Consider the following 24,543-nt stretch of genomic DNA (forward strand, 5'->3'; position numbering starts at 1 on the left):
CAGTTGAACGGGCCGGAACCTTCGGCCGAATCGACCGGTCCAAGTCGGCGCCCAAGTCGCAGGTTTGACATGAGTCCCGCCAAGGATCTGCCGATCACCTACGTACAACAACTATGGTCCAAATGCTACTTGGGGGAAGCATGGAGATCGGCAAGGCGCTGCCCTACGGATCGTGGCCGTCACCGGTCACCCCGAGGGGCGTCGCGGCCGCCTCGGCCTCGCTCGGCGACGGCGCCCAGTACGTCCTGGGCCGGCCGTGGTGGGCGGAGAGCCGCCCCGACGAGGGCGGCCGGGTGACGGTCTGCCGCCAGTCGCCCGACGGCAGCACCCAGGAACTGCTCGCCGCGCCGTGGGACGCCCGTTCTCGGGTGCACGAATACGGCGGCGGCGCGTGGACGGCGGTCGGCGAGACCCTGGTCTTCGTCCAGTACGACGACCAGCGGCTCTACCGCCTCACTCCGGGCGGCTCGCCGGAACCGATCACTCCGGCCGTCGACCCGGCGCTCTCGGTGCGTTTCGGCGACCTGTCCGCGAGCCATGACGGATCTCACGTCATCTGCGTGCGGGAGACGCTCGCGGCGCAGGACGTGGTCCGCGACATCGTGTCCATACCGGTCGACGGCGACGGCGGTGACTCCGGAAAGGTCGAGCACCTGGCCGGCGGCTCCCGGTTCGTCGCCTTCCCGCGTCAGTCGCCCGATGGCTCCCGTCTCGCGTGGATCTCCTGGGAACATCCGCAAATGCCCTGGGACGGGACGGAGTTGCGGATATCCGAGCGTGACGAGCACGGCGGGTACGGCGCTCCGCGCGTCGTCCTCGGCTCGACGACGGAATCGGTTCTCCAGCCGGAATGGCTGGACGGCGGATCGCTCGCCGTGATCAGCGACCGGTCCGGCTGGTGGAACCTCTACCGGCTCACCCTCGGATCCGACGGCCCCGAAGCCCCGCACCCCGACCGGCCCGAAGCCCTGCACCCCGGCGAGCACGAGGTCGGCGGCCCCCTCTGGAAGCTCCGCCCCCGCTGGTTCGGCGTGCTTCCCGGCAACCGCCTCCTCGCCGTCCGCACCCGGGGCGTCGACACCCTCTGCCTCGTCGACCTCGCCACAGGCACCGTCCGCGACCTCGACCTGCCCGGTCTGGAGACCGTGACCCTGGTCGACGTCGAGGCCGAAGGCAGCCGCGCCCTGATCGTCGGCGGCGGCGCCCGCGAGCCACGGGGACTGCGCCAGGTGGACCTGGAGACCGGCGCGGTCACCCCGGTGCGGCTGCTCACCGAGGGCTTCCCGTCCGCCGCGTACCTCTCCCCCGCCCAGCCGAGGACGTTCGTCGACGAGCAGGGCCGCGAGGTCCACGCCATCGTCTACGCGCCTCATCACCCGACGGTCCAGGGCCCGGCCGACGAGCAGCCCCCGTACGTCGTGATGGCGCACGGCGGTCCGACGGCCCGGTCCACCGTCCTGGGCACCGCGAGCATCGCGTTCTGGACCAGCCGGGGCGTCGGCGTGCTCGACGTGAACTACGGCGGCTCCACCGGCTACGGCCGTGAGTACCGCGAGAGACTGCGGGACATGTGGGGTGTCGTCGACGTGGCCGACACCGCGCTCGCGGCCCGCCGTCTGGCCGAAGCCGGAGAGGCGGACCCGAGGCGCCTGGCTGTCCAGGGCCACAGCGCGGGCGGCTGGACCGTCCTCGCCTCCCTCGCCACGACCGACGTCTTCGCGGCGGGCATCTCCTCCTGCGGAGTCACCGACGCCCGGCTGATGGCCGAGCACACGCACGACTTCGAATCGCGCTACCTCGACGGCCTCATCGGCCCCCTCCCGGAGACGGACAAGTTGTACGAGGAGCGCTCGCCGCTCGCCCACGTGGCCGGCGTGACCGCGCCCGTCCTCCTGCTCCAGGGGCTCGACGACCCGATCGTGCCCACCCCGCTCGCCGAGGCCTTCCGGGCCGAGCTCGAACGCCACGGCGTGCCCCACCAGTACGTCGCGTTCGCGGGCGAGGGCCACGGGTTCCGCCGCGCCGACACGGTGGCCCGATGCCTCGAACTGTCGCTGGACTTCCTGGGGGACGCGCTCGGTTTTGTCCCCGCGCCCGCCGGAAGCCCGGCCTGATCACCGTACCGCCCGGGGCGAGCCACGAGCGCTCCGCTCCGGGACCGGACGGTAGTACGCCCGCCGCCCGGCCTTCCGCCGCAGCGGCACGACGAGAAGAGAAAAGGACCATGCCCGACCTCCGCGAAGAACTGACCGACGCCCCCTACACGCCCCCCGCCGACCCGCTGGAGAAGCAGGTCGCGGAGATCATCGCCTCGGTGCTCGACATCGACAAGGTGGGGCGCGAGGACAGCTTCTACGACCTCGGCGGCGGATCGATGCAGGCGATCCGGATCTGCGCCCGTGCGGAGCAGGAGACCGGCCTGACCGTCGACCCCCTCACGCTCCTCGAAAACGACCGGCTGGTCGATTTCGTCGCGGAGCTGCGCGGCGCCAACTCCACGGCCGCCACGGGGAACTGACGCCATGTCGACGCGGCTTCCCCTTCATCTGGCCGTCCGACGTCTCGCCTCGGCGAACCCCGACGCCATCGCACTGGTCCACGACACCGAGCACGTCTCCTACCGCACGCTCGCCGAGGCGGGCGACAACTACGCACGCCTGCTGACCTCTTGGGGCGTCCGGCAAGGTGACATCGTCGCGTTGATGCTCCCCCGGTCGGCCCAGCTGGTGGCCGTGCAGCTCGGCGTGCTCGCGTGCGGGGCCGCGTACACCGGAATCGATCCCCGCTGGCCGGCCTCGCGGGTCTCCTCGATCCTCGACCAGCTCGACGCCCCGGTCGTCGTGGGCCGCACGCCCGGCGACATCGAGGGCCGTCCCGTCCGGGTCATCGCCCCGGAGTCCGTCATGTCCGCCGCCGCGGACCCGGCCCCGTACAACTCGCCCGAGGTGTCGCTCGACGACGCCGCGACGGTCTTCTTCACCTCCGGCACCACCGGCGTCTCGAAGGGCGTCGTCACGACGCACCGGGCGGTCACCCGGATGTTCGGGACGGCCGGCCTCGACGGCTTCGGCCCCGGTCACGTGACCCCGCAGGCGGCGCCGCTGCCCTGGGACATGTACGCCTTCGAGCTCTGGGGCCAGCTCTCCACCGGCGGCACCAGTGTGATCGTCGGCGAGGACCACCTCATGCCCCGCCGCCTGCGGGCGCTGGTCGCGGACGAGGGGGTCGACACGCTGTGGCTGACGACCTCCCTGTTCAACCTCTTCGTCGACGAGGACGTCGACAGCTTCGCGGGCCTCAAGCGGCTCTACGTCGGCGGGGAGAAGCAGTCGCCCGCGCACGTGGGCCGCTACCTCGAGCGCTTCCCCGACGTCCCGGTCTGGAACGGGTACGGGCCGGCGGAGAACTGCATGCTGACGACGCTGCACCGAATGGGCCCGGCCGACCTGTCGGTGCCGGGCGGCATCCCGCTCGGGCGGATCGTGCCCGGCACGGACGTCGTCGTGGTCCGGGACGACGGCAGCCCCGCCTCCGCCGAGGAGACCGGCGAGATCCTCGTCACCGGTGGCGGGCTGGCGCTCGGGTACGTGAACGACCCCGTCCTGACCGGGACGAAGTTCATCGAGATCGAGGTCGACGGCGAGACCCGGCGCGCGTACCGCACCGGCGACATGGGCCTGTTCGACTCGGATGGAGTGCTGCACTACCGCGACCGCATCGACCGCCAGATCAAGCTGAACGGCAACCGGATCGAACTCGGCGACATCGAGAGCGCCGCCCGGCGCGTCGAGGCCATCCGCACCTGCGCGGCGGTGGCGGTCAGGGACGACAACGGCCAGGTCCAGCACATCGCGCTGTACTACAGCACCGACGCGGACCACGCCGGCCTCACCCCGCGCGAGCTGCGGAAGCAGCTGGCGACGATGCTGCCCGCGTACGCGATCCCGACCGCGATGGAGCGCCTCGACGCCCTGCCGATCAGCGCGAACGGCAAGGTCGACCTGCGGGCCCTGGGCGAGCGGGGCCGCCGGTGACCGGCGAGGCCTATCCGCTGACGTTCGAGGAAGAGTCGATCTGGATCTCGGAGCAGCTCTTCCGGCGGCGCTCGCCGTATCTGGAGACCTGGGCCCAGCGGATCGAAGGACCGCTGGACCCGGAGGCGCTGCGGCGGGCCTGGGACGCCTTCGTCCTGCGGCACGCGGCACTGCGCACCCGCTTCCTCCTGGAGGACGGCGGCACGGTCCAGCGCTTCGCGCCGGAGCCGCCGAGCGAGATGGAACGGGAGCAGTGGCCGGGCGGTGAGCTCGAAGCGGTGCTGCGGGAGGCCGGGCGCCGTCCGCTGGACCTCACCCGCTCGCCGTACCGGGCCACGCTCTACAAGCGCTCCCCGCTGGACCACGTCCTGCTGGTCCAGGTGCACCACATCATCGTCGACGACGTCTCGCTGTCGATCCTGACCGAGGAGCTCGGCGCTCTCTACAACGCGCAGGTCACCGGAGAGCCGCCCGCGCTTCCTCCGCTCGCCGGCGACCCCGGCGCCTACGCGGTCGCCCAGCGCGCCGCCGGTGTCTCCCCGGCGGCGCTGGACTTCTGGGCGGACTACCTCGCGGACGTGACGCCGCTGCCGCAGCTCCCGCCGTACCCCCGTCCGCAGCCTCCCCGGCGGGGACCCGGCACCGACATGGTGAGCGTGGTGCTGCCCGCGGAGACGCGCAAGGCGGTACGGGACACGGCCAGGGCGCTGCGGACGACGCCGCACGTGGTGTTCGCCGCGACGATGGCCATGACGTTCTCGGCGACGGTGGAGGTCGAGGACGTCGTCCTCGGCACGCCGACCTCGCGCCGAGGCGCGGCCGAGCTCGACCGGATGTTCGGCTGTCTGACGGACCTCATGCCGCTCCGCGTGCACGTGCCTCGGACGATGTCCTTCGCCGAGGCCTGCGCCACGACGAAGAAGAACGTCCTCACCACGCTCCGGCACCGTCAGACGCCGTACGCGGCGATCAGCAGCAACCTCCGGTCCGCGCAAAGCCTGCGCTCCAGCGACAACCTCGCCCGGGTCGTCCTCGTCATCGACGACGACCCGGGCGAGCTCGTCCTCCCCGGGCTGCGGTGCGAGCGCGTGTACGTCGGTGCCGCCTGGCCCAAGTTCGACTGGTGCCAGTACGTCGTCGAGTCCGGCGACGAGTACCTCGTACGGGCCGACTACGCGACCGGCTGCTTCACGCCGGAGGAGGCCGAGCGGATGCTGGCCCAGTGGGCGACCGTGGTGGCGGCGGTGACCGCCGACACCACGGTGACTCCGGGACGGCTCGGAGAGCTCCTCGGCTCTCCCGCTACGACGCCATGACCCTCAGGGCATCGCCCAGTCGGGCGATGCCCTGACGCAGGTCCGCCTCCCGGGCGCTGAGGCTGATCCGCACGCACCGGCGGCCGTGCTCGACGGCCTCCGGCGACGTGGTCCCCGCGAAGAAGTACGAGCCAGGGACCACGAAGGTGTGCCGGTCCTTCATGAGGTCGTAGAGCCGCAGGTCGTCGAACCACGGCTCGTCGATGTGCAGCCACGAGAACATGCCGCGCGTGCCCTCGTGCAGGTACCAGCGCAGGTCCGCGGGAAGGTCCTCGCGGAACAGCTCGGAGGCCAGCTCCCAGCGCGCGGTGTAGAAGGGCTGGATGGTCCCGGAGACGATCTCTCCCAGCTCGTCGCCGCTCTTCAGGGCCTGCGCCACCGCGTACTGGGCGAGCCGGGGGGCGTGGAGGACCGTGTTCCCGAGGAACGCGACCATGTCCTTGACGACCTCGGCCGGTCCGATCGCGATCCCGAGGCGCTCGCCGGGCAGCCCCGCCTTGGAGAAGCTGAAGCAGTTGAGCACACCGTTCTCCGGGGGCGGCGGCGTGTGGGTGACCGCGATGCCGGGGAACGGCTCTCCGTAGGCGTTGTCCACGATGGTCAGCGCGTCCTGCGCACCGGCGACCTTGATGATCGTGTCGAGTTCCGCCTGGGTCAGCGAACGGCCCGTGGGGTTGCTGGGATTCGACGCGAGGAAGACGCCGGCACCCTGCGTCTGCTCCACCGCCGCCGTGTCCAGCACGTAGCGGAAGCGGTGGTCGCCGGAGTGGACGACGTCGCTGGGTATGCCCACCAGGCTCTTGTGCAGGCTCGACGCCTCGTAGCCGGTGTAGTCCGGCAGCGCGGGTAGGACCAGGGACCGTTCACCGGCCGTGGACTGCCCGGTGTAGAGCGCTCCGGCGATGAAGCAGAGCATCTGGCTGCCGGGGCCGACCATGACGTTGGAGGCGTCGATGTCCCAGCCGAGGCGCTGGTTGAAGTACTCCACGACCGCGTCGAGGAGCACCGGAAGCCCCCGGGACGGCCCGTAGCTGCAGCTGAGCCCCTCGAAGTCGGCGTCCAGCGCCTGCCGCACGTGCCGCTGCCAGAAGGCGGTCAGCTCGGGGAGGGGCGCGGGGTTGCCGATGCCGAGGTTCAGCCAGTTGTGGGGCGAATGGCTCGTCACCGCCGCGATGTCGTCCATGATGACGCGCAGCCCCGACATGGAACACATCTTGTCCCCGATGGACGACCTCATCGCACAACCTGCTCTCGGCTCGGTTCGGCTTGCTTCATCATGTGGGCCTGGACACGAGCGGCCTGATCGAACACGGCGAAGTGCCCGCCGTCCAGCTCCAGTTGATTGAAGTCGGACGTGGTGTGCAGATTCCACGGCCCCATCTCAGCGACCCCCGCCCCGCTGTCATGGAGGGCCGGGAAGGCGGTGATGGGCACGTCCAGCGGCTCGTCGCCGGGGAACTCGTACGACTCGTTCAGATGGAAGTCCGCGGCCAGCAGCGGCTGCAGGTGCCGTAGCAGCCCGTCCTGCTCCAGCACCGCCTCCGGGGTTCCCCCCAGTTTCCGGAGGGTCTCGCGCAGGGTGTCGACCGACGCGTTCCCGAGATTCGTCCGGGGCATGGGGATGTGCGGCGCGCGACGGCCCGCGACGAAGAGGTGCCGGGGCATCGGCGCGCCGAGACGGCGCAGTTCGCGCGCCAGCTCGTACGCGGTCAGGGCACCGGTGCTGTGCCCGAACAGCGCGAAGGGACGGGGCACGGTGTCGAGCAGGACGGGCGCGAGGTCACGGACGAAGGCGGCCACGTCGTCGTACGCGGCCTCCGCACCGCGCCCTTCCCGACCGGGCGGCTGGACCGGACAGACCGACAGCCCCTCGGGGGCCGTCGAGGCCCAGGACCGGTAGGAGGAGGCGCCGGCTCCCGCGTGCGGAAGGCAGAGGATGTGCAGCGCGCCCTCGCGTACGGGATAGGGGAACCAGGGATTTCTCGGCATGGGCCCCCTCACGCACCGTCGTCGAAGTAGCCGCAGCGGGGAAGGGCAGGGGTGGGGCCGTGCGGCACGGCAGGATCGTCGGTGTAGATCTCCAGCCGGATGCCGTCGGGATCGGCAAAGAACAACTGCCCCGCAGAGGCGGCATCTTCACTGCTGCCGTCATCATCCCGAAGAGCCACACCGGCCGTCCGGAGACGCTTCTCCGCCGCCCGCAGGTCGTCGAGGGTGGCCGCCTCGAAGGAGAGGTGATGCAGACCTGGCCGGTTCACCGGGAACGCGCCGGAGGACTGCTCCCACAGAGTCAGCAGGACGACGCCGTCGGATCCCATGAGCGCATAGCGATTCACTGGTCCGGTCGATTGCCGAATGACGTCGAACCCCAGGGACCGCCGATAGAAGTCGACGGAACGTTCGAGATTCGTCACGTTGAGTCCCGCACTGCCAGTACTGAGCGCCGTCATGTCCACCTTTCATGCGCTGTAAGAACCACGGGCGCGTACGGAATGCCCTGCGCGCGTCGTGAACCGACGGAGCGGGACTGCCGCGACCGGGGGCGATGCGCCACGGATTCGGACAGGAACGTCACTGCGCCCGCGTCCGAACAGGGGTGTGCTTTCGGACCGCCCTCCCCCTGCGTATACGTTCGCGATCATATGACATGCGAGGTTGCCACGCTGGGTCGCGGACCCCCGAATTTCTACAACATCCGCCCTGCGACCGCCGGTTCGACCAGCGACAACAACAACTGAGTCCATTTTCACGACACTTACAAGACCCCACACCCAACCACTCCATCGTCCCCCCACACCCCCACGTCTCGAACTATCCGAAATCATTGGCCTCGATCTTTCGTGACGGTCCGTCGGTTTCTTCGGCGGGCCGTTTCGGCTGTCTGGCCTGATCGCGGGTATGGCGGTGGCCCGGCTGTCGCGTCGGGTGGGCGCCGGGTTCCACGGCTCCGGTCGGGGTGGTGCTGGTTGCGGGGACGGGAACGTGCTGGTCAGCCGGGGTTCGGGAGGGCTTCGAGCCGTGCCAGGGCGTTGGTGATCACGTCGGTCCAGGACCAGTGGCGGGCGAACCTCAGGTGCCGGCGGCGGGCGATGGTGACGAGTTGGGCGGCGGCGGAGAAGAGGCGGCGTCGGAGGCGGCGGGGCTCCCACCTGCGGGTTTCGCCGGTCAGGGCGAGCATGGGCATCCATGCGAGCAGGTCGAGGGCGATCTGGACGATCTCCAGCCAGATCTGGCTCTGCGCGGTGTCGTGCAGGGGCAGGTTGCGCAGGCCGGTGGCGCGGGCGTCACGGATACGGTCTTCTGCGCGTGCTCGCTGGCGGTGCCGCAGCTCCAGTGACGCGATCGGAAGGTCGATGGTGTTGGTGGCGAAGGCGGTGAGCCGCAGTCCGTCGGCATCGGTGATGCGCAACTGTGCGCCGGGATGGGGCCGTTCCTTGCGGACGATCAGCCGCATTCCCTTCGGCCAGCCCTTGAGGCAGTCCCCGGTGATCTCGGCGCCCCAGGCCCCGTCCCGGATCGCGCCGCCGGGCTCAACTGCCGCAGTCCAGGCCGGGGCGGGGACCTTGAGTACAGCCTGGTGAGTCTGCTCGGTGATGGTCATGCCGACCGAGTACGACAGCCACCGGCCGCGCTGGGCCAGCCAGGCGACGAACTCGTGGGTGCCGCCCCCGGAGTCGGTACGGACCAGCGTCCGTCGGCCCCGCCGGTACTTCTTCGGCAGCTGGGCCAGGGCCAGTCAGGCCGTGGCGATGTGGTCGGCGGCGGTGTTGCTGCCTGCGTTGCCGGGCCTGAGCAGGCCGGCCACCGGCTCCCCGCTGCCGCCGCTTCCGTGATCGACGAATCCCATCAGCGGATGGTGCCCGAAGGTCTTCTTCCAGGTCGCGGTGGGGTCGGAGGCTACCGGCCCGAACACGGCCGGCTCGGCACGCAGCATCCCGACATTCCGGCAGGCAGTCCCCGCCCAGCGCGACCGCGAGCGCCACGTCCAGCAGGATCTTCCCCGGCTCGTGCACCGCCCTCGGACGACGCCACGGCGCAAGCGCCGCCGATACCGCCCGGTCCAGTCCGGCCTTGCGAACCGTCTCGACCAGCAGCACGGCCCCGGCCTGGGACACCACGGCCCGGCCACCGCCCTCGATGCGGACACGCGGATATGACCCGATACGCTTCTTCACCTGAGAAATGCCTCCGGCGATGGCAGGAACAAGGACCTCGACAATCCTCATTCTTGCTGGTCAGAGACACTTCTCGCTTACGGGACCACCCGTCGGACAGCCCGCTTCATGAAAGCGCGAGGTTAGGGACTTAACTGACGCGCTTGTGCCGTTCTGTTCCTCCGCCTAGTCTGCGCGGGCGAGTTGATCTAAATACGCCAGTCGCCACCGGACGGCCGATTAGGAGAGTCGATGAGCACGCCGGGAGCCTCTGTGAGCGACTGGGATCCCTGGCTGGAACGCGCGTTGGAAGCGGCGAGAGCCGGGACGGACGCTCTCCGGTCGGCCCACGCGGAAGCCAGGATCATCGAGACGAAGTCCGCGCCGGGAGACTTCGTCACCACGGCCGACGTCGCCTCCAACGAGGCGATCCTCAAAGTCATCGACGCCTCCGGCACCCAGGTCGGCCTGGTTTGCGAGGACCACCCGGACCGCCCGAGCGACACCGGGCTGCGATGGGTCGTCGACGCCGTCGACGGGACCGGCAATCTCGCCCTGGGCATCCCGCACTTCGTCGTCAGCATCGCCCTCGAAGAGCGAGTCGAGGACGGCTGGGAACCGCGCGTCGGCGTCGTGCACGACCCGAACCGCGACGAGGTGTTCTGGGCCGTGGACGGCGGCGGGGCCTGGCTGGGGGACACACGACTGTCGATACGCCCCCCGTGCCCCGCCGACGATGCCGTCGTGGCCACGGAATACGCGTACACCGCCGAGGGCCGAACCCGTCAGGCGCGCACCCTCACGGCACTGCTGCCGGCCGTCCGCAGCGTGCGGTCGACAGGAAGCTCGGCCCTCAACCTGGCGTGGGTGGCCGCGGGCCGCCTCGACGCGTTCCTGGAGGACGAGCTGGAGCGCTGGGACTGGGCCGCCGGAGCGCTCATCTCCCGCGAGGCGGGGGCGGAATGCACCCCCTGGGGCACCGGAGTCCTCTGCGCCGGACCGGCCTTAGCCGCCGAGCTGCGGGCACTGATCACCACCGAGGAGTTCTGAGAGATGCCCGACGCACTGCGGATCGCCGTCGTGGGGTACGGCCAGGTGGCCCGTCTCCACGCCGAAATCACCTTGGCGGAAAGCCAGATACTCCACCGCGTAGTGGGCCGCGACCCCGACCGGACCGCCGCCTTCGCCAAGGAATTCGACATCGCCCACCACGGGACCTCACTCGACGAGGCGCTGACAGACGACGCGGTCGACGCGGTGATCCTCGGATCGCCGAACGACGTGCACGCCGACCAGGCACGCCGCTGCATCCTGGCCGGGAGCCGGTACTCGTCGAGATCCCGCTCGCCATGTCGGCCGGGGGGCACACGAGCTGGCGGACCTCGCCCGGGCCCGCGGCGTCACCGTCATGGTCGCGCACACGCACCGCTACCTCACCGGCCTGCGCGGCCTCCTCGGCGACGTGGCGGCGGGCACCCGGCGCTTCGACGGCGTGCTCGCCCGCTATCTGATCCTGCGCCGGGACCGCGTCGGGTCGAGCGGCTACGTCCGCTCGTGGACGGACGACCTGCTGTGGCACCACATGAACCACTCGACGGACATGACCCTGGGACTGCTCGGCATCACGGACGCGTCCACCGTCGACGTCCAGGTGGCGCACACCCGCCCCGACCCGACATCGGGCAAACCCCTGGACATCACGCTGACGATGACGACGGAGGACGGCCGCGTGGGCACGGTCGTCGGCTCGTACACCAACGAGACCCCGCAGGTCTGCGACTACTACCTGGCGGGGGCGGGCCGGACCGTCTTCGTGGAGATGAACGTCGTCCGGGACCGCGACGGCGTCGCCTACGAGCCGGACGAGCACCCCGAGGACGAGGAGGACCGCGTGCTGCAGAACCGCGAGTTCTTCGCGGCGACGAGGGCCAACCGCCCGGCGGCGATCAGCCCCGACACCATCCTCCCCGCCATGGACGTCCTCCAGCGCGCCCAGGACCTGATCAGCTGACCGGCTTCTCCCAGACGGAGACGTGCTGGACGCTGTCCTCGGTGAAGGGCCGACGCGTCCAGCCGTCCCAGCGGTCACGCAGCCGCAGCCCGGCGAGCTGGGCCATCAGGTCCAGCTCGGCGGGCCAGACATACCGAAACGGAATGCTCCGGGCTTCGCCCCGCCCGTCCTCCGTGATCTCGATGTAATGGCAGGTCGCGCCCTGGGGGACGGTCGTAGACGGTATAGGCCCGCTCCCTCGGCCCGGCCCGGAACGGGACGAAGTTCTGCCCCGCGGGAATCTTCCGCAGCTCGAGCACCAACACCTCGACGACGAAGCATCCGCCGGGCGCGAGATGCGCGGCGGCGTTGCGGAAACAGGCGACCTGAGCCTCCTGGCTCGTCAGGTTCATGATGGTGTTGAAGACGAGATAGGCGAGGGAGAAGCCGCCGTCACGCTCGATATCCACCGAGGTCGTGGCGAAGTCCCCGATCGAGACCCCGATTCGCTCTCCCCCGGGCTTGGCGAGCATGCGATCGACATGGCCCGGGACATGTCGATCCCGTGCACCGACACCCCCCGCCGCGCCAAAGGCAAGGCAATCCGCCCGGTCCCGCCTCCGAACTCCAAAGCCCGCCCGTCCCCGGCGAGTTCAGCCAGAATGTCGACGGTCCGCCCGATGACCTCCTCCTGAAACTCGGGACCACGACCATCGTCGTACCGCTCCGCCACCTGCTTCGAGAAGCAGCCGTCCGCGTCGATCATCAGCCGACCGCATCGCCTCGACGACAACCGAACCAGGCCCACACGCACGCCCGTTGGTGTGGCAGCCCGCCCGGGAGGACGAGGGGGCACGGGGCGAGGGCGGGCGCGGTCCTCGGCGGAGGCGGACTCATGCTGAACACCACCTCATCGGATCTGCTCCGCCGGAGCTGCGTCCCTCGCCCGCCACACCGGCGTCGACGGCTACCGCGTCCGGACGATGCCGACAACCGGCGCGCCCGCCGGGAGGCGGCGACAGCGCCACCTCCACCCGGCCGTCGCCGGTCGTGGCCCGTCGCCGGCCACCCGCGTTCGGCCGGGTGGCCGGTGCGCGGCCCAGCAGATCGAGGAGACGTTCGAAGGCCGCGGGGTCGAGGGTACTGAAGGAGCAGAGCCGTACGGGGCCGTCCGTCTCCAGCGCCGGCCAGGCGCGCGCCGGCTCCGCTCGTTCCCCCCTGACCCCCGCAGCGTTCCGCACGGTGACAGTACGAGTGAACCGTTCGGCCCGTCCACTGGTCCTCAGCAGGGCCGACACCTGTACCGGCGGCGCCTCGGACCAGGAGTGGGACGAGGGGATCAGCTCCGGGTCCGGGTGGGCGAGGTGGGCATGGCGGGCCGGGCCGAGGCCGAAGGCGGCCGACCACAGCCGGTGCAGGTCCTCCTCGCCGGTAGCCGCAGCGAACCAGCGCGCGAGCTCCCGGAAGTCCTGCACGGCGCTGGAGGGGCGGCGCCGGGACTCGGCCCCGGAGTCCAAGACGTGATCTCCCGCGCGTACCGACTCGGCATGAAATGGACCCCAGGCTCGGAACTAGCGCCCCACGATCACTGACACCATCCGTCCCCGTCAGGTAGGTCATAGGTCCCGGGCGGACCATTGGAACGGCCAGTCAACAAACGTCAGCTTGCGGTACTTGAGTGGGTGGCGGCGGGGTGTCCCGCCGACGGATGGGAGACCAGTCGCCGAGATCGCGCAGGAGTCACTCTTCGCGGCGAAGCTGCCGAACACAGACGTCTCGGCGATATCGAAGCGGCAAGCCAGAAGCGCATCCGCTGGGAAGCCGCCATGGAAGAAGCACGCGTCCAGTACGCCGAGGCGTACCGCGTCGGACACTTCGAAGTGGCCGGACTGGACGTGGTGGCCGTGGTTCCGCTGGGCGAGCGGGTCCATCCCATCACCGGCCGGCAAGTGTCGTACACGGCCAGCGAGGTGGTCGGCGGGGCCGCGCACGTGGCGGACGCTGACGACATCGCCGAGGTCGCATGGGCGACCCTGTCGGAAATCCCGCAGTACATCCCGTACGGACTCTTCGAGCCGGTCCAGCGACATCTGGACGTCGTCCTTCGATCTTGACCACGCCAACCAGGACGAGAATGCCTCTGCACCCCGGAGCAGCAGCCCATGGGCGCGGTGCCCTCTCACGGCGACCCGCACCCTGGTGGGCTCCAGGACCTCTGGACGCGGCCGCTCGATTCCTCAGCGAGGGCGCCCCTGAGGCATCCGGTCACCTCAGAGCCGTAGGCCGCCGGCGCGCGCACGACGTTCGTCACAGCCTGGCGGAGGGGACTGAACAGGCGAGGGCGCTGTCACTTGTGCACAAGATCCGCCACGCACACTCCATCCACGGATCACACGCCCCGGCCGAGCCCGAAGGCCCGATCGTAGGAGCCGGCGGCGCAGTGGCGACCACCACTGTCCTTGGCAGGCAAGAGAACTCGACCAGCCAGCGGCCAGATCTAACTACTCGTCAGTAAAGTCAGCAAAAGGTCAGCATTCGTTCGACCAAACTTGGTAACAGCCTGCAACACATGAGAGTCGACCGCCGGTGTCGAAGGCTCTCGCACCATGCCCGGCGGCCTCCCCTGCAAAGCCAAAACCGGGAGGCCAGGAGCGAGCACCTCCCCTGGCCCTCGCCTCACACAGAGCAGCAGGTCAACGCACCCTTCCCCTCGCTTTCAGGTGCGTCGGCGGGAGTTCGGGAGCCGGAATCGGAGGGCCGTCATAGCCCTTCACCTCACCGAATCGCGTCCCGTTCATCCAGTCTTCTCGAGCCCTCGCGATATCATCGTGTGACCGTCCGATCCAGTTCCAGAACATCACGATCTCCTCCTCGAACGGCTCGCCGCCCAGCAGCATCAGGCCGGTGTCCGAGACCGCGCGCAGCGGGAGGTCCGTGCGGCCGCAGCCGAGGTAGAGCATGGCGCCCGGGAGGACCGGGACGCCATCGACGTGGGCTTCGCCGGACATCGACAGGACCGCGTACTCGAAGTCCGGGTTCAGCGGGAGCCGGGTCTCCGTGCCCGCCGCCAGGGTCAGGTCCGCGCCGACGATCGGGCTGTACGCGGTTCCGGGCGAGGTCGCCGAGTCCAGGGTGCCCAGGATGACCGTCGCCGTCAGGCCCGGGGCGCTGACCTGCGGGAGCTCCGCGTGGTGCTGGAAGTGCGGGTCCACGTCGCGGTGCGCGTCCGGGAGGGCCACCCACAGCTGCGCGCCGTGCAGGAAGCGGGCGTGCGGGCGCGGGCTCTCCTCGGAGTGGCTGATGCCCCGGCCGGAGGTCATCAGGCCCAGCTCGCGCGGGCGGATCGTCGCCAAGCTGCCGACGCTGTCGCGGTGCAGCACCTCGCCCTCGTGGAGCCAGCTCACGGTCTGGAGCCCCGAGTGCGGGTGGGGCGCGACCTGCATGCCGGGCTCGTCGGCGATGTCGTCGGGGCCGTAGTGGTCGACGAAGCACCAGGCGCCGACCATGCGGCGGCCCAGGTTCGGCAGGAGCCGGCGGACCTCGGTGGACTCGCCGAGTTTGACGGTGCGCGGGCTCAGGAGCTCGCGCACGGGCTCGGCGACGACGAACCCGCGGCCGCCGCAGGTGGAGAGAGCGGGCTGGCGATCGAGATTGCTCATACCGCACAACTTAGTCCCGGCGCCGCCGCCAGGGTCATGGGAATGTGCGTACGGATCCACGTGTTGAGCAGCCGGACGGAAGACGAGCGGAGCAGGCCGGTCGAGCGTTGGGGCTCGGCCGGCCGGCCGAGCATTGGGGCTCGGCTCGGTACAGCACCTGTGCGGTGGAAGGGATCCGATGGACATGATGGGCGCGATGAGCGCGATCGACGCGCAGCAGGGCTACCTGGAGCACGGGACCGCCGCCGAGCGCTGGGACCGTGGCCGGCTCTTCTTCGACGCGAAGGAGTACGCGAACGCCGCCCGCGTCCTGCACGGCGTGGCGGCCGAGGCCCCCGAGCTGCTGGCTCCGCGGCTGCTGCTGGCCCGCGCCTACTACCACTCCGCGCAGCTCTCCAAGGCCGAGCGCGAGCTCCGTGCCGTTCTGGACCGCTGGCCCGTGGAGGACTACGCGCAGCTGATGCTCGGGCGGACCCTGCAGCGCCAGGGCCGGGCCGCCGAGGCGGCTCCGCATCTGCGGATCGCCGCCGCGATGGCCGGGGACCTCCCGGAGTAGCAGTACCGGAGGGCCGGAGGGGCGTACGGGACCGGGTCCGGGCCGGGCCTGTGGCGCGGCCGTGTGCCGCGTCGCCCACTCTCCCGGCCCCGCCCGTGCGGGACCGGGGCGGTCCCTCGGTTAGCCTGGGGGCAATATGAACCGTCTGACCACGCCCTTCGGCTCCTACGAGCTCGCCCGCTTCCCCGAGGACCCGCGCGACCGGCTCTTCGCATGGGACGCCGCCGACGAGTACCTGCTCCGCCACCTCGAATCCGGTACGGGTGAACGCGGCCCGGTGGATCTGGCCGGCGCCGGGCAGATCACCGTGATCGGTGACCGCTGGGGGGCGCTGACGACGGCGCTGGCCGCGTACCACCCCACGCAGATCACCGACTCCAGCCTGACCCGCTCCGCCACCGCGGCCAATCTGGACCGCAACGGCATCGGGACCGCCAAGAGCACCGTGACCCTCCTGACGACGCAGGACGCGCCGCCGGAGCGGATCGACGTGCTGCTGGTGCGGGTGCCCAAGAGCCTGGCGCTCCTGGAGGACCAGCTCTACCGCGTCGCCCCGCACGTGCACGCGGGCACCGTGGTCGTCGGCACCGGCATGGTGAAGGAGATCCACACCTCCACGCTGCGGCTCTTCGAGAAGATCCTCGGTCCGACGAAGACCTCGCTGGCCGAGAAGAAGGCCCGGCTGATCTTCTGCACGCCCGGGAACCCCGGGGCCGCGCACCCCAGGACCGACGGTCCGTGGCCGGTGACGTACACCGTCGACCAGGACGCGGGATCGGGCTCCGGTCTGACCGTGGTCAACCACGCGGGGATCTTCTGCGCGGACCGCCTCGACGTCGGCACCCGCTTCTTCCTGCAGAGCATTCCGACCAACACGGACGGGGCCCGCGTCGTCGACCTGGGCTGCGGCAACGGCATCGTCGGCACGGCCGTCGCGGTGGCCGACCCGGACGCCGAGGTCGTCTTCACGGACGAGTCGTACCAGGCGGTGGCCTCGGCGGAGGCGACGTACCGCGCCAACATCCAAGGACGTCTGGACCGCGCCGAGTTCATCGTCGGGGACGGCGTCTCGATGCTGCCGCCCGGTTCGGTGGACCTGGTGCTCTGCAATCCCCCCTTCCACTCCCACCAGGCGACGACCGACGCGACGGCGCTGCGGATGTTCGCGCAGTCGCGCAAGGTGCTGCGGCCGGGCGGCGAGCTGTGGGTGGTGGCCAACCGCCACATGGGGTACCACACCCACCTGCGCCGCCTCTTCGGCAACAGCGAAGTCGCCGCGAGCGAGCCGAAGTTCGTGGTCCTGCGGGCGGTCAAGCGGCGCGAGCAGCCCCGCGACGCGTGACCTGCCCCTACACCCTGCGCGGCGCTCCCCCCAACTGCCCCCAACTGCCCCGGGCTAACCCGCCGGTAGGCCCGTCAGCACGTCCTACACTCGGCCGCGTGAGCAGTCAGGTGGATCAAGACGCGGCCGTCGGCGGGCACTACCGCCGGGAGGAACTGGCCCGTGCGGCCGGGGTCAAGGTGCGCAACCTGCGCTACTACCAGGAGCGCGGGCTCCTCCCGCCGCCGCGCCGGGAGGGGCGGATCGCCTGGTACTCCGACGACCACCTCACCCGACTGCGGCTGATCAACGACCTGTTGGGGCGCGGCTACACGGTCAACGGCATAGCCGAGCTGCTGGCCGCCTGGGAACAGGGTGGCGGACTCTCCCAACTGCTGGGACTCGAGCGGGAGATGACCCGCGACTGGGAGGAAGAGGACCCGGTCGTCATGTCCCGCGCCGAGCTGCGGAAGCTGTTCGGCCCGACGGCCTCCCCCGAGGACACCCGGCGGGCGGCCGAGCTGGGCTACGTGACGATCGACGGCGACCTGGTCACGCACCGCAGCAGGCGGCTGCTGGCGGCGACGGTGACGCTGGTGCGTGCGGGGGTTCCGCTCGCGGAGGTCCTGGACGCGGGTGACTTCGTACAGACGCAGGCGGCCGCGGTCGCGGACCGGTTCGTCGCGCTGTTCCGCGCGCACGTGATCGGAGCGGACGGGCTGGAGCAGCTTTCGGCCACGCGCCTGCGGCAGATCACCGAGGCGGTGGCGGCGCTGCGTCCACTGGCGGGCGAGGTCGTGGCCGCCGAGTTCGCCCGGGCGATGGCCCGGCGGGTGGACGCCGAGGTCGCCGAGCTGCTGCACACGGAGTCTCCCGGGGCGTGACTGGCGAGTAGGACTCGGCCGAAAAGGTACGCCCGAGCAACCTTGCCAACCCCCATTGGCACTCTTACATTCAACTCGTCGGTAACAACGGTGCGCAGCCGAACACAAGGGACGATCTCATGGCAGATTCCCCGAAGTTATCCGAGAGGGCCGACGATGCGGGCCGGGTCCGCTGGCGCCGGTTCGCCGTACTGACCCTCCCCGCCGTCGCCGTGACCGCCGGCCTCGGCATCGCCCTCGCCGAGGGTGCGCTCGCCGCCTCCTTCGCCGTCTCGGGCCAGCAGTTCAAGGTGTCGGCGAAGAGCCTGGAGGGCGAGGGCTTCGCCCAGTACGGCAGCGTGGACGTCAACGCCCGCGAAGAGCTCATCCCGGTGGCGGTCACCGCCATCAGGGAGGCGAAGCTCCACAGCCTCTGCCAGTCGGTGGTCACCACCCTCCCGATCATCGGCGACATCTCGCTCAACCTCACCGCGGGCCAGAAGGCCCCCGTCGAGGCGAGCAACCTCTTCGTGGACGCCACCCAGCTCTCCGGCGACGCGGTCTTCACCAACATCGAGATCGGCCGCGACGCCTCCACCCTGGACAAGGGGCCGGCGGACGCGGTGGGCATGCAGGACCTCTTCGCCCAGCAGGCCGACACCGTCAGCATCACCGATCTCCGCCAGACGGCCTGGGCCACCAATGCGGGCACCTTCAAGCTCTCCGGGCTGAACATGAACATCAGCAAGGGCAAGAAGGAATGCTTCTGAGCCGCTGGCGGCGCTGGCGGCGCGGCCGGCCCTTCTGGGGCGGGCTGTTCGCCATCCTGGCCGGGGCCGAGATCTGCGCCCTGCCGCTCGCGCCCTTGAAGATCATGCTCCAGCAAGGGGTGGCGGGGATCCCGTCGGTCCTGATGGGCATCGTCATGATCGTGCTCGGCCTCACCGCCTGGTTCTCCCCGCCCCAGCGCGCCCTGGCCGGCGTCCTCACCACCCTCATCGCCACGGCCGCGCTGGTCCTGTCGAACCTCGGCGGGTTCCTGATCGGCACCCTGCTCGGCATCCTCGGCGGCGGCCTGATGTTCGCCTGGCAGCCGTACGCCGCTCCGCGCCCCGGCGCCGCCCGGGACCCGGAGCCGTCCGGGCCCGGCACCTCCAGGGCCGCATCCCACACGGCCGGATCCCACACGGCCGCATCCCACACAGCCACGTCCCCCACCTCCGCTCCCCCACCGCACCACGATCCCCAAGGAGCACAGCCATGAGCCGTACGCGCACCACCACGCTCGCGCTCGCCGCGGCCGCCGCGGCAGCAGCCATGTCCCTCGCCCCGGTCTCCGCCACCGCCCTGCCCTTACCCGTGGCCGGGTCGACCACCGTCACCCCGGCCGGGCACGCCTTCAAGGCCACCCTCAGCGGGAAGGCCACCCTCAAAGCCGGTCCCGTCACCGTCACTTGTACGGTCTCGGTGTCCACCGGCGCGGTACCGGCCGCCCCCGGCAACAACAACCCGGCGGGTCCCGTCTCCTCCCCGATCTCCCCGCCCACCTACAGCTCCTGCACCTCCAGCATGTGGGGCGTCACCCCCACGGTCACCACCAGCGGCGCCTGGTCGGTGTCCATGCAGAACGGCTCCCCCATCACCGCCACCATGACCGTGCCCACGGGCGGGCTGGTCGTCCACACCACCGGCCTCGCCGTCTGCACCGTCACCGCCGCCCCCTCCGGACCGGCGAGCGTCCCCGGGACCTGGACGAACGGCGCCCCGCCGAGCCTGACCTTCACCAACGCCTCGGTGCCGGTCACCGTCACCGGCGGCTTCGGCTGCCCGACGAGCGCGACCGCGTCCACCTTCAACGCCGTGTACAAGGTCGCCGACACCACCAACCCCGCGCAGCAGATCACCGTCGGCCCCTAACAGGCCCGTGCGCGCAGAGGCCCTCCGGTCCCGGACCTCTCCGGAGCCGGCGGGCCTTCGTACGCACGGGCCGCAGCGGTGGGGTCCGGACACCGGGCGGCCGAGCACCGTACGCCGGTCCTTGTCCACATGGCTCCACCAGCCAGGAACCGGTCACGGGAGGGTACTGGCAGGTGCTACCGCCCAGTGAGGTGAACGACCGTCACTTTTCTCCCGCGCGGGAGATCCCGTACGGGAAAACCCGTTGCCCCGGGGCGGCCTGCCGGGCGAAGCTCCGTGACATGTCAGAAAGCACCGCAGAGACCAGCACGCGCACCCCCCGCGGCGTCACCGACCTGTTCACCGCCGGCGGCCGCCTCGCGGCGATCCCGCGCAAGGCGGCCCGCCGCGAGCAGTTGCTCGTCCACCTCACCGAGACCCTCTTCGCCGCGGACCGCACGTACACGGAGCCCGAGGTGAACGGCCTGCTGCTCACGGTCCACGAGGACTGCGCGGCGCTGCGGCGGTACCTGGTCATCGCCGGGCACCTCACCCGCACCCGCGACGGCTCGGGCTACCGGCGGGCCACGACCACCCTGTAGTGGGTCGTCAGGCGGCCGTCCTCACCGATCACGTGGAAGGCCACGGCCGGCGGCTCGTCCGTGTGGATGTACTCGCTTCCGCCGGACGCCGCCTCCCACGGGAGCCGCGTCGTGGACACCACACCCGGAGCCACGAGCAGCGGCCGCCCCGCGAAGGTGGTCGCCGCGCCGGTGTGGGCGTGCCCGCAGAGGAACGCCGTCAGGTGCGGGTGCCGCTCGGCCAGCGCCGCCAGCCGCTCCTCGCCGAACTGCCGGATGCCGTCCACGTACGGGATGTGCAGCGGGACGGGCGGGTGGTGGAAGGCGACCAGGACGGGCACGTCGCGCGGGGTATCGGTGAGCACCCCCTCCAGCCAGGCGATCGTCGAGTCCTCCAGGTACCCCCGGTGTTCGCCGGGCACGGACGAATCGCACACCGCGAGGACGAAGCCGTCGCCGCGCAGCACCTGGTCGACCGGGGCCGCGGACGGGCGTTCCTCCCCCAGCAGACCGCGCCGGAAGCCGGCACGGTCGTCGTGGTTCCCGGGGCAGACGACCAGCGGATGGCGGGAGCCGAGGGCCTTGCGCGCCTCCTCGTACTCCTCCGGGCGGGCGTGATCGGCGATGTCCCCGCTCACCAGCACCGCGTCGAGGTCGTACGGGAGCCCCTCCAGGTACTCCATGACGACCCGGGTCCGCTCGGCGGCCCGCTCCCCGCCGTCGAGGTGCACGTCACTGAGGTGGGCTATCACGATCACGGGCGGTGGCTCCTTCGGTCCGGAAGCTGGGATTGTATGCCGCGGCACTTGGGGCCGGCTGAGGACAGCCTGGACCACGCCTTCGGATCCAAGCGCGAGCTGTTCGGCAAGCCCTCGAGCTCTACGGTCGCACCGGCTCCGAGATGACCGAGGAGCTCCTCGCCCGGCCGAGCACGACCAGGGAATGCATCCGCGACTACCTGATGCTCATCGTGGACACGGACCTGAAGGGGCCGGTCAGGCGCGGCTGCCTCGGCACCAGCACCGCACTGGAACTCGGCGGCCGCACCGCCCTGGCGGGCCTCTGACCCGCAACGCCCCCGGCCCCAAGGGGGGGTCGCACCCTAGTTTTTGACCTGTAGTTCAAGAAATTGGAGTCATGGACCTCGCAATCAGCGGGAAGTCCGCCATCGTCACCGGCGCGGGCCGAGGCATCGGCCTCGCCATCACCCAGGCGCTGTCCGCGGAGGGCGTCAGGGTGGTGGGCGCCGCACGCACCATCACGCCCGAGCTGGAGAAGGCCGCCGCCGCCACCGTGTCCGTCGACCTGAGCACACGCGACGGAGCGACGAGGGTGGTCGAGGAGGCGATCGACGCGGTCGGCGGGATCGACTTCCTGGTCGACAACGTCGGTGCGGGCGATCCGGACGCGCTGTCCCTGGGCGGCTTCCTCGACGTGGACGACGAGCAGTGGCAAGCCCTCTTCGACCTCAACCTGTTCTCCGCGGTCTGGACGACCCGGGCGGCGCTGCCGAGCATCCTGGAGCGCCGGGGGTCGATCGTCAACATCTCGTCGATCAACGCCCGCGTCCCCGCCGGTTCACCGGTCGGCTACGCCGAGGCCAAGGCCGCACTGAACCAGCTCAGCAAGCGGCTCAGCGAGGAACTGGCACCGCGCGGCGTGCGCGTGAACACCGTCTCCCCCGGAGAGGTCGCCGACCTGGTCGCCTTCCTCCTCTCCGAACGTGCCGCCAACATCCACGGCGCCGACCACGTCATCGACGGCGGCACCCTCAAGGCCGGCTAGGTCGTCGCGCTGCCGCTCCAGGCAGACCCCGGGCGGGCGGGCGTCCGTACTACTGCGTGGGTGGCCTCTTGCGCCACCCATGCGGGGTACTCGTCCGCGGCGTCGCCCTCCCCGGGGCCTGCGCAGACGCTAGTCATGGGACATGAGCAACGAGAATGCACCCCCGGATGCCGCCCTGAAGGCAAAACACCGTGCGATGTGGGCGCTGGGCGATTACCCCTCCGTGGCGTCGAACGTCGTCCACGAGCTGGGTGGCGAGCTGGTGCGGGCGTGCGGCATCCGGCAGGGTGACCGCGTCCTCGATGTCGCGGCGGGCTCCGGGAACGCGTCCATCCCCGCGGCCCTCCTCGGCGCCGAGGTCATCGCCTCCGACCTCACGCCCGAGCTCCTCGAGGCCGGCCGCCGGCTCGCGCAGACGCACGGCGCCCGGCTGGACTGGCGGGAAGCGGACGCGGAAGCCCTGCCCTTCGCGGACGGCGAGTTCGACACGGTGATGTCCTGCGTCGGCGTCATGTTCGCCCCGCACCACCAGGAAACGGCCGACGAACTGGTCCGGGTCTGCCGGCCGGGCGGCACCATCGGGCTGATCAACTGGACCCCGGAGGGGTTCATCGGGCAGATGTTCGCCACGATGCGTCCCTACGCTCCACCGCCGCCGCCCGGTGCCCAGCCGCCGCCCCTGTGGGGCGACCCGGAACACGTGCGCGCCCTGCTCGGGGACCGGGTGACCGACTTCGATGCCCGGCGGCAGATGCTGCGCGTGGACCGGTTCGCGCGGCCCGAGGAGTTCCGGGAGTACTTCAAGGCCCGCTACGGGCCGACCATCGCCACGTACCGCTTCGCGTCCGGGGACCCCGAGCGGGTGTCCGCCCTCGACGCGGCCCTCGACGACCTGGTCGCGCGGCGCCTCGTCGAGGGAGCCATGGACTGGGAGTACCTCCTGGTCACGGCCAAACGGGCCGACTAGGCCGTCTCCTCCGGGGACGGCCAGGACCGGAGATCCCCCGGCGGGTGGCCGTCACTGACGCGGGATGCCGATGCCGGCTGCGCGCAGGTGCGCCTCGACCAGCGTTCGCTGTCGGAGGTGAGGGTGACCTGGGCAGTCCATGACCAGGGCTCCGGGGGCGGATCCCAGTGAACCTCGACGTCGGTGTCGTGGAAGTCGCGGGCAAGTCCCGTCACCATGGCTGCCGCAGCGGCCCGCGCATCTTCGGGGTTCGTGTTGATCGCCACGTCCAGGCGCCCGCAGAGCACTCCGCCTTCCAAAGTGAGGACGCTGAAGCGCCAGGCCTCCGGCGTTGCCAACAGGACGATCCCCTTCGGAATACCCAAGGCGGCCGGCTTCTTCTTCTCCTTCTTGCGTCTCACCATGCCGCTATCCAACATCGTCGGGTTCGTAGCGATGTTCCGGGGTGGAGGATCCGCGGCCGCAGCGCGGTCTGGTGTCTGTTGCCAGCCCCTCGGATTCATCACCGGTCGCGTGAGAGGAGGACGGCTCGCCGCAAGGCATGCGGCAGATGCGGACGCATGCCCCTCTCATCGCGTTTCACCCTGCCGGGCCAGGTTCGATCCGTGGCCACGGCGGACTCCTCCGGGCCGCTGACCGTGACCGGCTACGGTGTAAATCCCCTGGCGACCGTCATCACGAGGGTCGACCTCTCAGGCAAGGTGGCGCGGCAGCGGACCTACCCGGGGACAGGGAGGCCGCGATCACGTATGTCCACGGACGGGACGGGGCGGCGGGAGGGGGCCCCGACGAGGGGTCCGGCCCGTCCGTGGTCCCGTCCCGGCACGGGACGTTCCCTCAGCACGCGGTGCAGGATGAGAGAGGCGAGCAGTTCCGCCTCCTGCTCGGCGGGCTCGGCGTACACGGTGCGGCCCAGGACCCGGCGCACCAGGTCGGGGGAGAGTCCGGGCAGCAGCGTGCGTACGCCCGGTGTCTCGGGGGTGGGCAACCGATCGTGCCCGCAGAGCAGGTGGGCCGCCTCGTGTACGAGGATGTGCTGCCGGTGCAGTGCGCTGGTCCCCGGGGTGCACAGTATGCAGTCGGCGTGGTCGGTCGTCACCAGCAGACCGCACGGGATCGCCGCGTCCACCGCGACCGGCAGGACCTCGATCGGGCGGCCACGCCGTTCGGCCAGGAGGGCCAGGAAGGTCTCGGCGTCGAAGGGGTCCGGCAGTTCCAGCCCCTCCGAGAGGGCGCGAACTTTACGCCACAGTCGTCCATGCCACCGACCGGTGAGCATCAGGGACCCCTCCCACCAGAACGGCGCCACCGCTCCGCCTCTGCTGTCGTCGAGCGACCCGACGTCCCTCCCCCGGGCCGCTCAGACATCCGCTCTGAAGGATCAGCCCGAAGCACATTTGGCCCGGGCCGCGGTGCGGGCG

The 24,543-nt window shown here is 70.8% G+C and carries 24 protein-coding genes and 4 pseudogenes; 18 read left to right on the top strand and 10 right to left on the bottom strand.

The features are described from left to right. Positions 1-140: 140 nt before the first annotated feature. From MTF69_RS37610 to MTF69_RS37625, 4 genes are all read left to right on the top strand, one after another. Positions 141-2,114 carry a prolyl oligopeptidase family serine peptidase gene (locus MTF69_RS37610; protein ID WP_243341061.1) on the top strand — a complete coding sequence of 658 codons (1,974 nt, stop codon included), beginning with the start codon at positions 141-143 and terminating at the stop codon, positions 2,112-2,114. 110 nt (positions 2,115-2,224) lie between these two features. Continuing rightward, the gene (locus MTF69_RS37615; protein WP_243341063.1) at positions 2,225-2,518 is read left to right on the top strand and encodes a phosphopantetheine-binding protein; all 294 of its coding nucleotides are present in this window, start codon (positions 2,225-2,227) and stop codon (positions 2,516-2,518) included. A gap of 4 nt (positions 2,519-2,522) precedes the next feature. Continuing rightward, positions 2,523-4,034, top strand: a complete 1,512-nt coding sequence (locus tag MTF69_RS37620) for an amino acid adenylation domain-containing protein (protein WP_243341064.1) — start codon at positions 2,523-2,525, stop codon at positions 4,032-4,034. Further along, the gene (locus MTF69_RS37625; RefSeq protein WP_243341066.1) at positions 4,031-5,350 is read left to right on the top strand and encodes a condensation domain-containing protein; all 1,320 of its coding nucleotides are present in this window, start codon (positions 4,031-4,033) and stop codon (positions 5,348-5,350) included. The genes MTF69_RS37620 and MTF69_RS37625 overlap by 4 nt, the downstream gene beginning before the upstream one ends. Here MTF69_RS37625 and MTF69_RS37630 read toward each other — a convergent pair. From MTF69_RS37630 to MTF69_RS37645, 4 genes and pseudogenes are all read right to left on the bottom strand, one after another. Beyond that, the gene (locus tag MTF69_RS37630; protein ID WP_243341068.1) at positions 5,337-6,554 is read right to left on the bottom strand and encodes an aminotransferase class I/II-fold pyridoxal phosphate-dependent enzyme; all 1,218 of its coding nucleotides are present in this window, start codon (positions 6,552-6,554) and stop codon (positions 5,337-5,339) included. The genes MTF69_RS37625 and MTF69_RS37630 overlap by 14 nt on opposite strands. A 29-nt stretch (positions 6,555-6,583) precedes the next feature. Further along, the gene (locus MTF69_RS37635; protein WP_243341069.1) at positions 6,584-7,339 is read right to left on the bottom strand and encodes a thioesterase II family protein; all 756 of its coding nucleotides are present in this window, start codon (positions 7,337-7,339) and stop codon (positions 6,584-6,586) included. An 8-nt stretch (positions 7,340-7,347) separates the two neighbouring features. Next, positions 7,348-7,800: a VOC family protein gene (locus MTF69_RS37640; protein WP_214934354.1), complete on the bottom strand. Its 453-nt coding sequence runs from the start codon at positions 7,798-7,800 to the stop codon at positions 7,348-7,350. 539 nt (positions 7,801-8,339) lie between these two features. Beyond that, positions 8,340-9,525: pseudogene (locus MTF69_RS37645) on the bottom strand (IS1380 family transposase). 231 nt (positions 9,526-9,756) lie between these two features. Here MTF69_RS37645 and MTF69_RS37650 point away from each other — a divergent pair. From MTF69_RS37650 to MTF69_RS37655, 3 genes and pseudogenes are all read left to right on the top strand, one after another. Beyond that, positions 9,757-10,554 carry an inositol monophosphatase family protein gene (locus tag MTF69_RS37650; RefSeq protein WP_243341071.1) on the top strand — a complete coding sequence of 266 codons (798 nt, stop codon included), beginning with the start codon at positions 9,757-9,759 and terminating at the stop codon, positions 10,552-10,554. Positions 10,555-10,557: 3 nt separating this feature from the next. After that, a pseudogene (locus tag MTF69_RS43940) lies at positions 10,558-10,812 on the top strand (Gfo/Idh/MocA family oxidoreductase); the annotation flags it as partial. A gap of 100 nt (positions 10,813-10,912) precedes the next feature. Beyond that, positions 10,913-11,515, top strand: coding sequence for a hypothetical protein (locus MTF69_RS37655; RefSeq protein WP_243341074.1), 603 nt, complete (start codon positions 10,913-10,915; stop codon positions 11,513-11,515). Here the strand turns inward: MTF69_RS37655 and MTF69_RS37660 are convergent. Beyond that, positions 11,508-12,260, bottom strand: a pseudogene (locus MTF69_RS37660) (class I SAM-dependent methyltransferase). The gene MTF69_RS37655 and the pseudogene MTF69_RS37660 sit on opposite strands and share 8 nt — an antisense overlap. Before the next feature lie 127 nt (positions 12,261-12,387). Further along, positions 12,388-13,014 (bottom strand): annotated as a pseudogene (locus MTF69_RS37665) (TIGR02677 family protein); the annotation flags it as partial. Between the two features lie 306 nt (positions 13,015-13,320). Here MTF69_RS37665 and MTF69_RS37670 point away from each other — a divergent pair. Continuing rightward, entirely contained in the window at positions 13,321-13,608 is a 288-nt protein-coding gene (locus tag MTF69_RS37670) for a hypothetical protein (protein ID WP_374325216.1), read from the top strand. Between the two features lie 579 nt (positions 13,609-14,187). Here MTF69_RS37670 and MTF69_RS37675 read toward each other — a convergent pair. Further along, positions 14,188-15,153, bottom strand: a complete 966-nt coding sequence (locus MTF69_RS37675; RefSeq protein ID WP_243341076.1) for a pirin family protein — start codon at positions 15,151-15,153, stop codon at positions 14,188-14,190. A 196-nt stretch (positions 15,154-15,349) separates the two neighbouring features. Here MTF69_RS37675 and MTF69_RS37680 point away from each other — a divergent pair, with 196 nt between their 5' ends. The 7 genes from MTF69_RS37680 to MTF69_RS37710 all read left to right on the top strand — a co-directional run bounded on the left by MTF69_RS37680 (position 15,350) and on the right by MTF69_RS37710 (position 20,391). Beyond that, entirely contained in the window at positions 15,350-15,709 is a 360-nt protein-coding gene (locus MTF69_RS37680; protein ID WP_243341077.1) for a tetratricopeptide repeat protein, read from the top strand. A 145-nt stretch (positions 15,710-15,854) separates the two neighbouring features. Continuing rightward, the gene (locus MTF69_RS37685; RefSeq protein ID WP_374325236.1) at positions 15,855-17,051 is read left to right on the top strand and encodes a methyltransferase; all 1,197 of its coding nucleotides are present in this window, start codon (positions 15,855-15,857) and stop codon (positions 17,049-17,051) included. A 98-nt stretch (positions 17,052-17,149) separates the two neighbouring features. Then, the gene (locus MTF69_RS37690) at positions 17,150-17,914 is read left to right on the top strand and encodes a MerR family transcriptional regulator (RefSeq protein WP_243341081.1); all 765 of its coding nucleotides are present in this window, start codon (positions 17,150-17,152) and stop codon (positions 17,912-17,914) included. Positions 17,915-18,033: 119 nt separating this feature from the next. Next, positions 18,034-18,663 (top strand): DUF6230 family protein, encoded by a 630-nt coding sequence (locus MTF69_RS37695; RefSeq protein ID WP_243341084.1) that lies wholly within the window; start codon positions 18,034-18,036, stop codon positions 18,661-18,663. Then, on the top strand, positions 18,654-19,157 hold the full coding sequence (locus MTF69_RS37700; protein ID WP_243341086.1) for a DUF6114 domain-containing protein: 504 nt from the start codon (positions 18,654-18,656) through the stop codon (positions 19,155-19,157). The genes MTF69_RS37695 and MTF69_RS37700 overlap by 10 nt, the downstream gene beginning before the upstream one ends. Continuing rightward, positions 19,154-19,810, top strand: coding sequence for a hypothetical protein (locus MTF69_RS37705; protein ID WP_243341088.1), 657 nt, complete (start codon positions 19,154-19,156; stop codon positions 19,808-19,810). Before MTF69_RS37700 ends, MTF69_RS37705 begins: the two co-directional genes overlap by 4 nt. 281 nt (positions 19,811-20,091) lie before the next feature. Further along, positions 20,092-20,391, top strand: a complete 300-nt coding sequence (locus MTF69_RS37710; protein WP_243341090.1) for a DUF2087 domain-containing protein — start codon at positions 20,092-20,094, stop codon at positions 20,389-20,391. On the opposite strand, the gene MTF69_RS37715 is transcribed toward MTF69_RS37710, so the two are convergent. Further along, positions 20,364-21,128 carry a phosphodiesterase gene (locus MTF69_RS37715; RefSeq protein ID WP_243341092.1) on the bottom strand — a complete coding sequence of 255 codons (765 nt, stop codon included), beginning with the start codon at positions 21,126-21,128 and terminating at the stop codon, positions 20,364-20,366. The two genes, MTF69_RS37710 and MTF69_RS37715, sit on opposite strands and share 28 nt — an antisense overlap. Before the next feature lie 143 nt (positions 21,129-21,271). Here MTF69_RS37715 and MTF69_RS37720 point away from each other — a divergent pair, with 143 nt between their 5' ends. The 3 genes from MTF69_RS37720 (at position 21,272) to MTF69_RS37730 (ending at position 23,122) form a co-directional block, all read left to right on the top strand. Beyond that, positions 21,272-21,436: a hypothetical protein gene (locus MTF69_RS37720; RefSeq protein ID WP_243341094.1), complete on the top strand. Its 165-nt coding sequence runs from the start codon at positions 21,272-21,274 to the stop codon at positions 21,434-21,436. A 71-nt stretch (positions 21,437-21,507) separates the two neighbouring features. Continuing rightward, complete coding sequence (locus MTF69_RS37725) at positions 21,508-22,155, top strand: SDR family NAD(P)-dependent oxidoreductase (protein ID WP_243341096.1); 648 nt, start codon at positions 21,508-21,510, stop codon at positions 22,153-22,155. 142 nt (positions 22,156-22,297) lie between these two features. Further along, positions 22,298-23,122 (top strand): class I SAM-dependent methyltransferase, encoded by an 825-nt coding sequence (locus MTF69_RS37730; protein WP_243341097.1) that lies wholly within the window; start codon positions 22,298-22,300, stop codon positions 23,120-23,122. Here MTF69_RS37730 and MTF69_RS37735 read toward each other — a convergent pair. Continuing rightward, complete coding sequence (locus tag MTF69_RS37735; protein ID WP_243341099.1) at positions 23,119-23,526, bottom strand: hypothetical protein; 408 nt, start codon at positions 23,524-23,526, stop codon at positions 23,119-23,121. The two genes, MTF69_RS37730 and MTF69_RS37735, sit on opposite strands and share 4 nt — an antisense overlap. Positions 23,527-23,840: 314 nt before the next feature. Beyond that, the gene (locus MTF69_RS37740; RefSeq protein WP_243341101.1) at positions 23,841-24,401 is read right to left on the bottom strand and encodes a ParH-like protein; all 561 of its coding nucleotides are present in this window, start codon (positions 24,399-24,401) and stop codon (positions 23,841-23,843) included. Positions 24,402-24,543 lie beyond the last annotated feature (142 nt).

The sequence above is a fragment of the Streptomyces sp. AP-93 genome (assembly GCF_022808175.1).
Classification (GTDB): Bacteria; Actinomycetota; Actinomycetes; order Streptomycetales; family Streptomycetaceae; genus Streptomyces.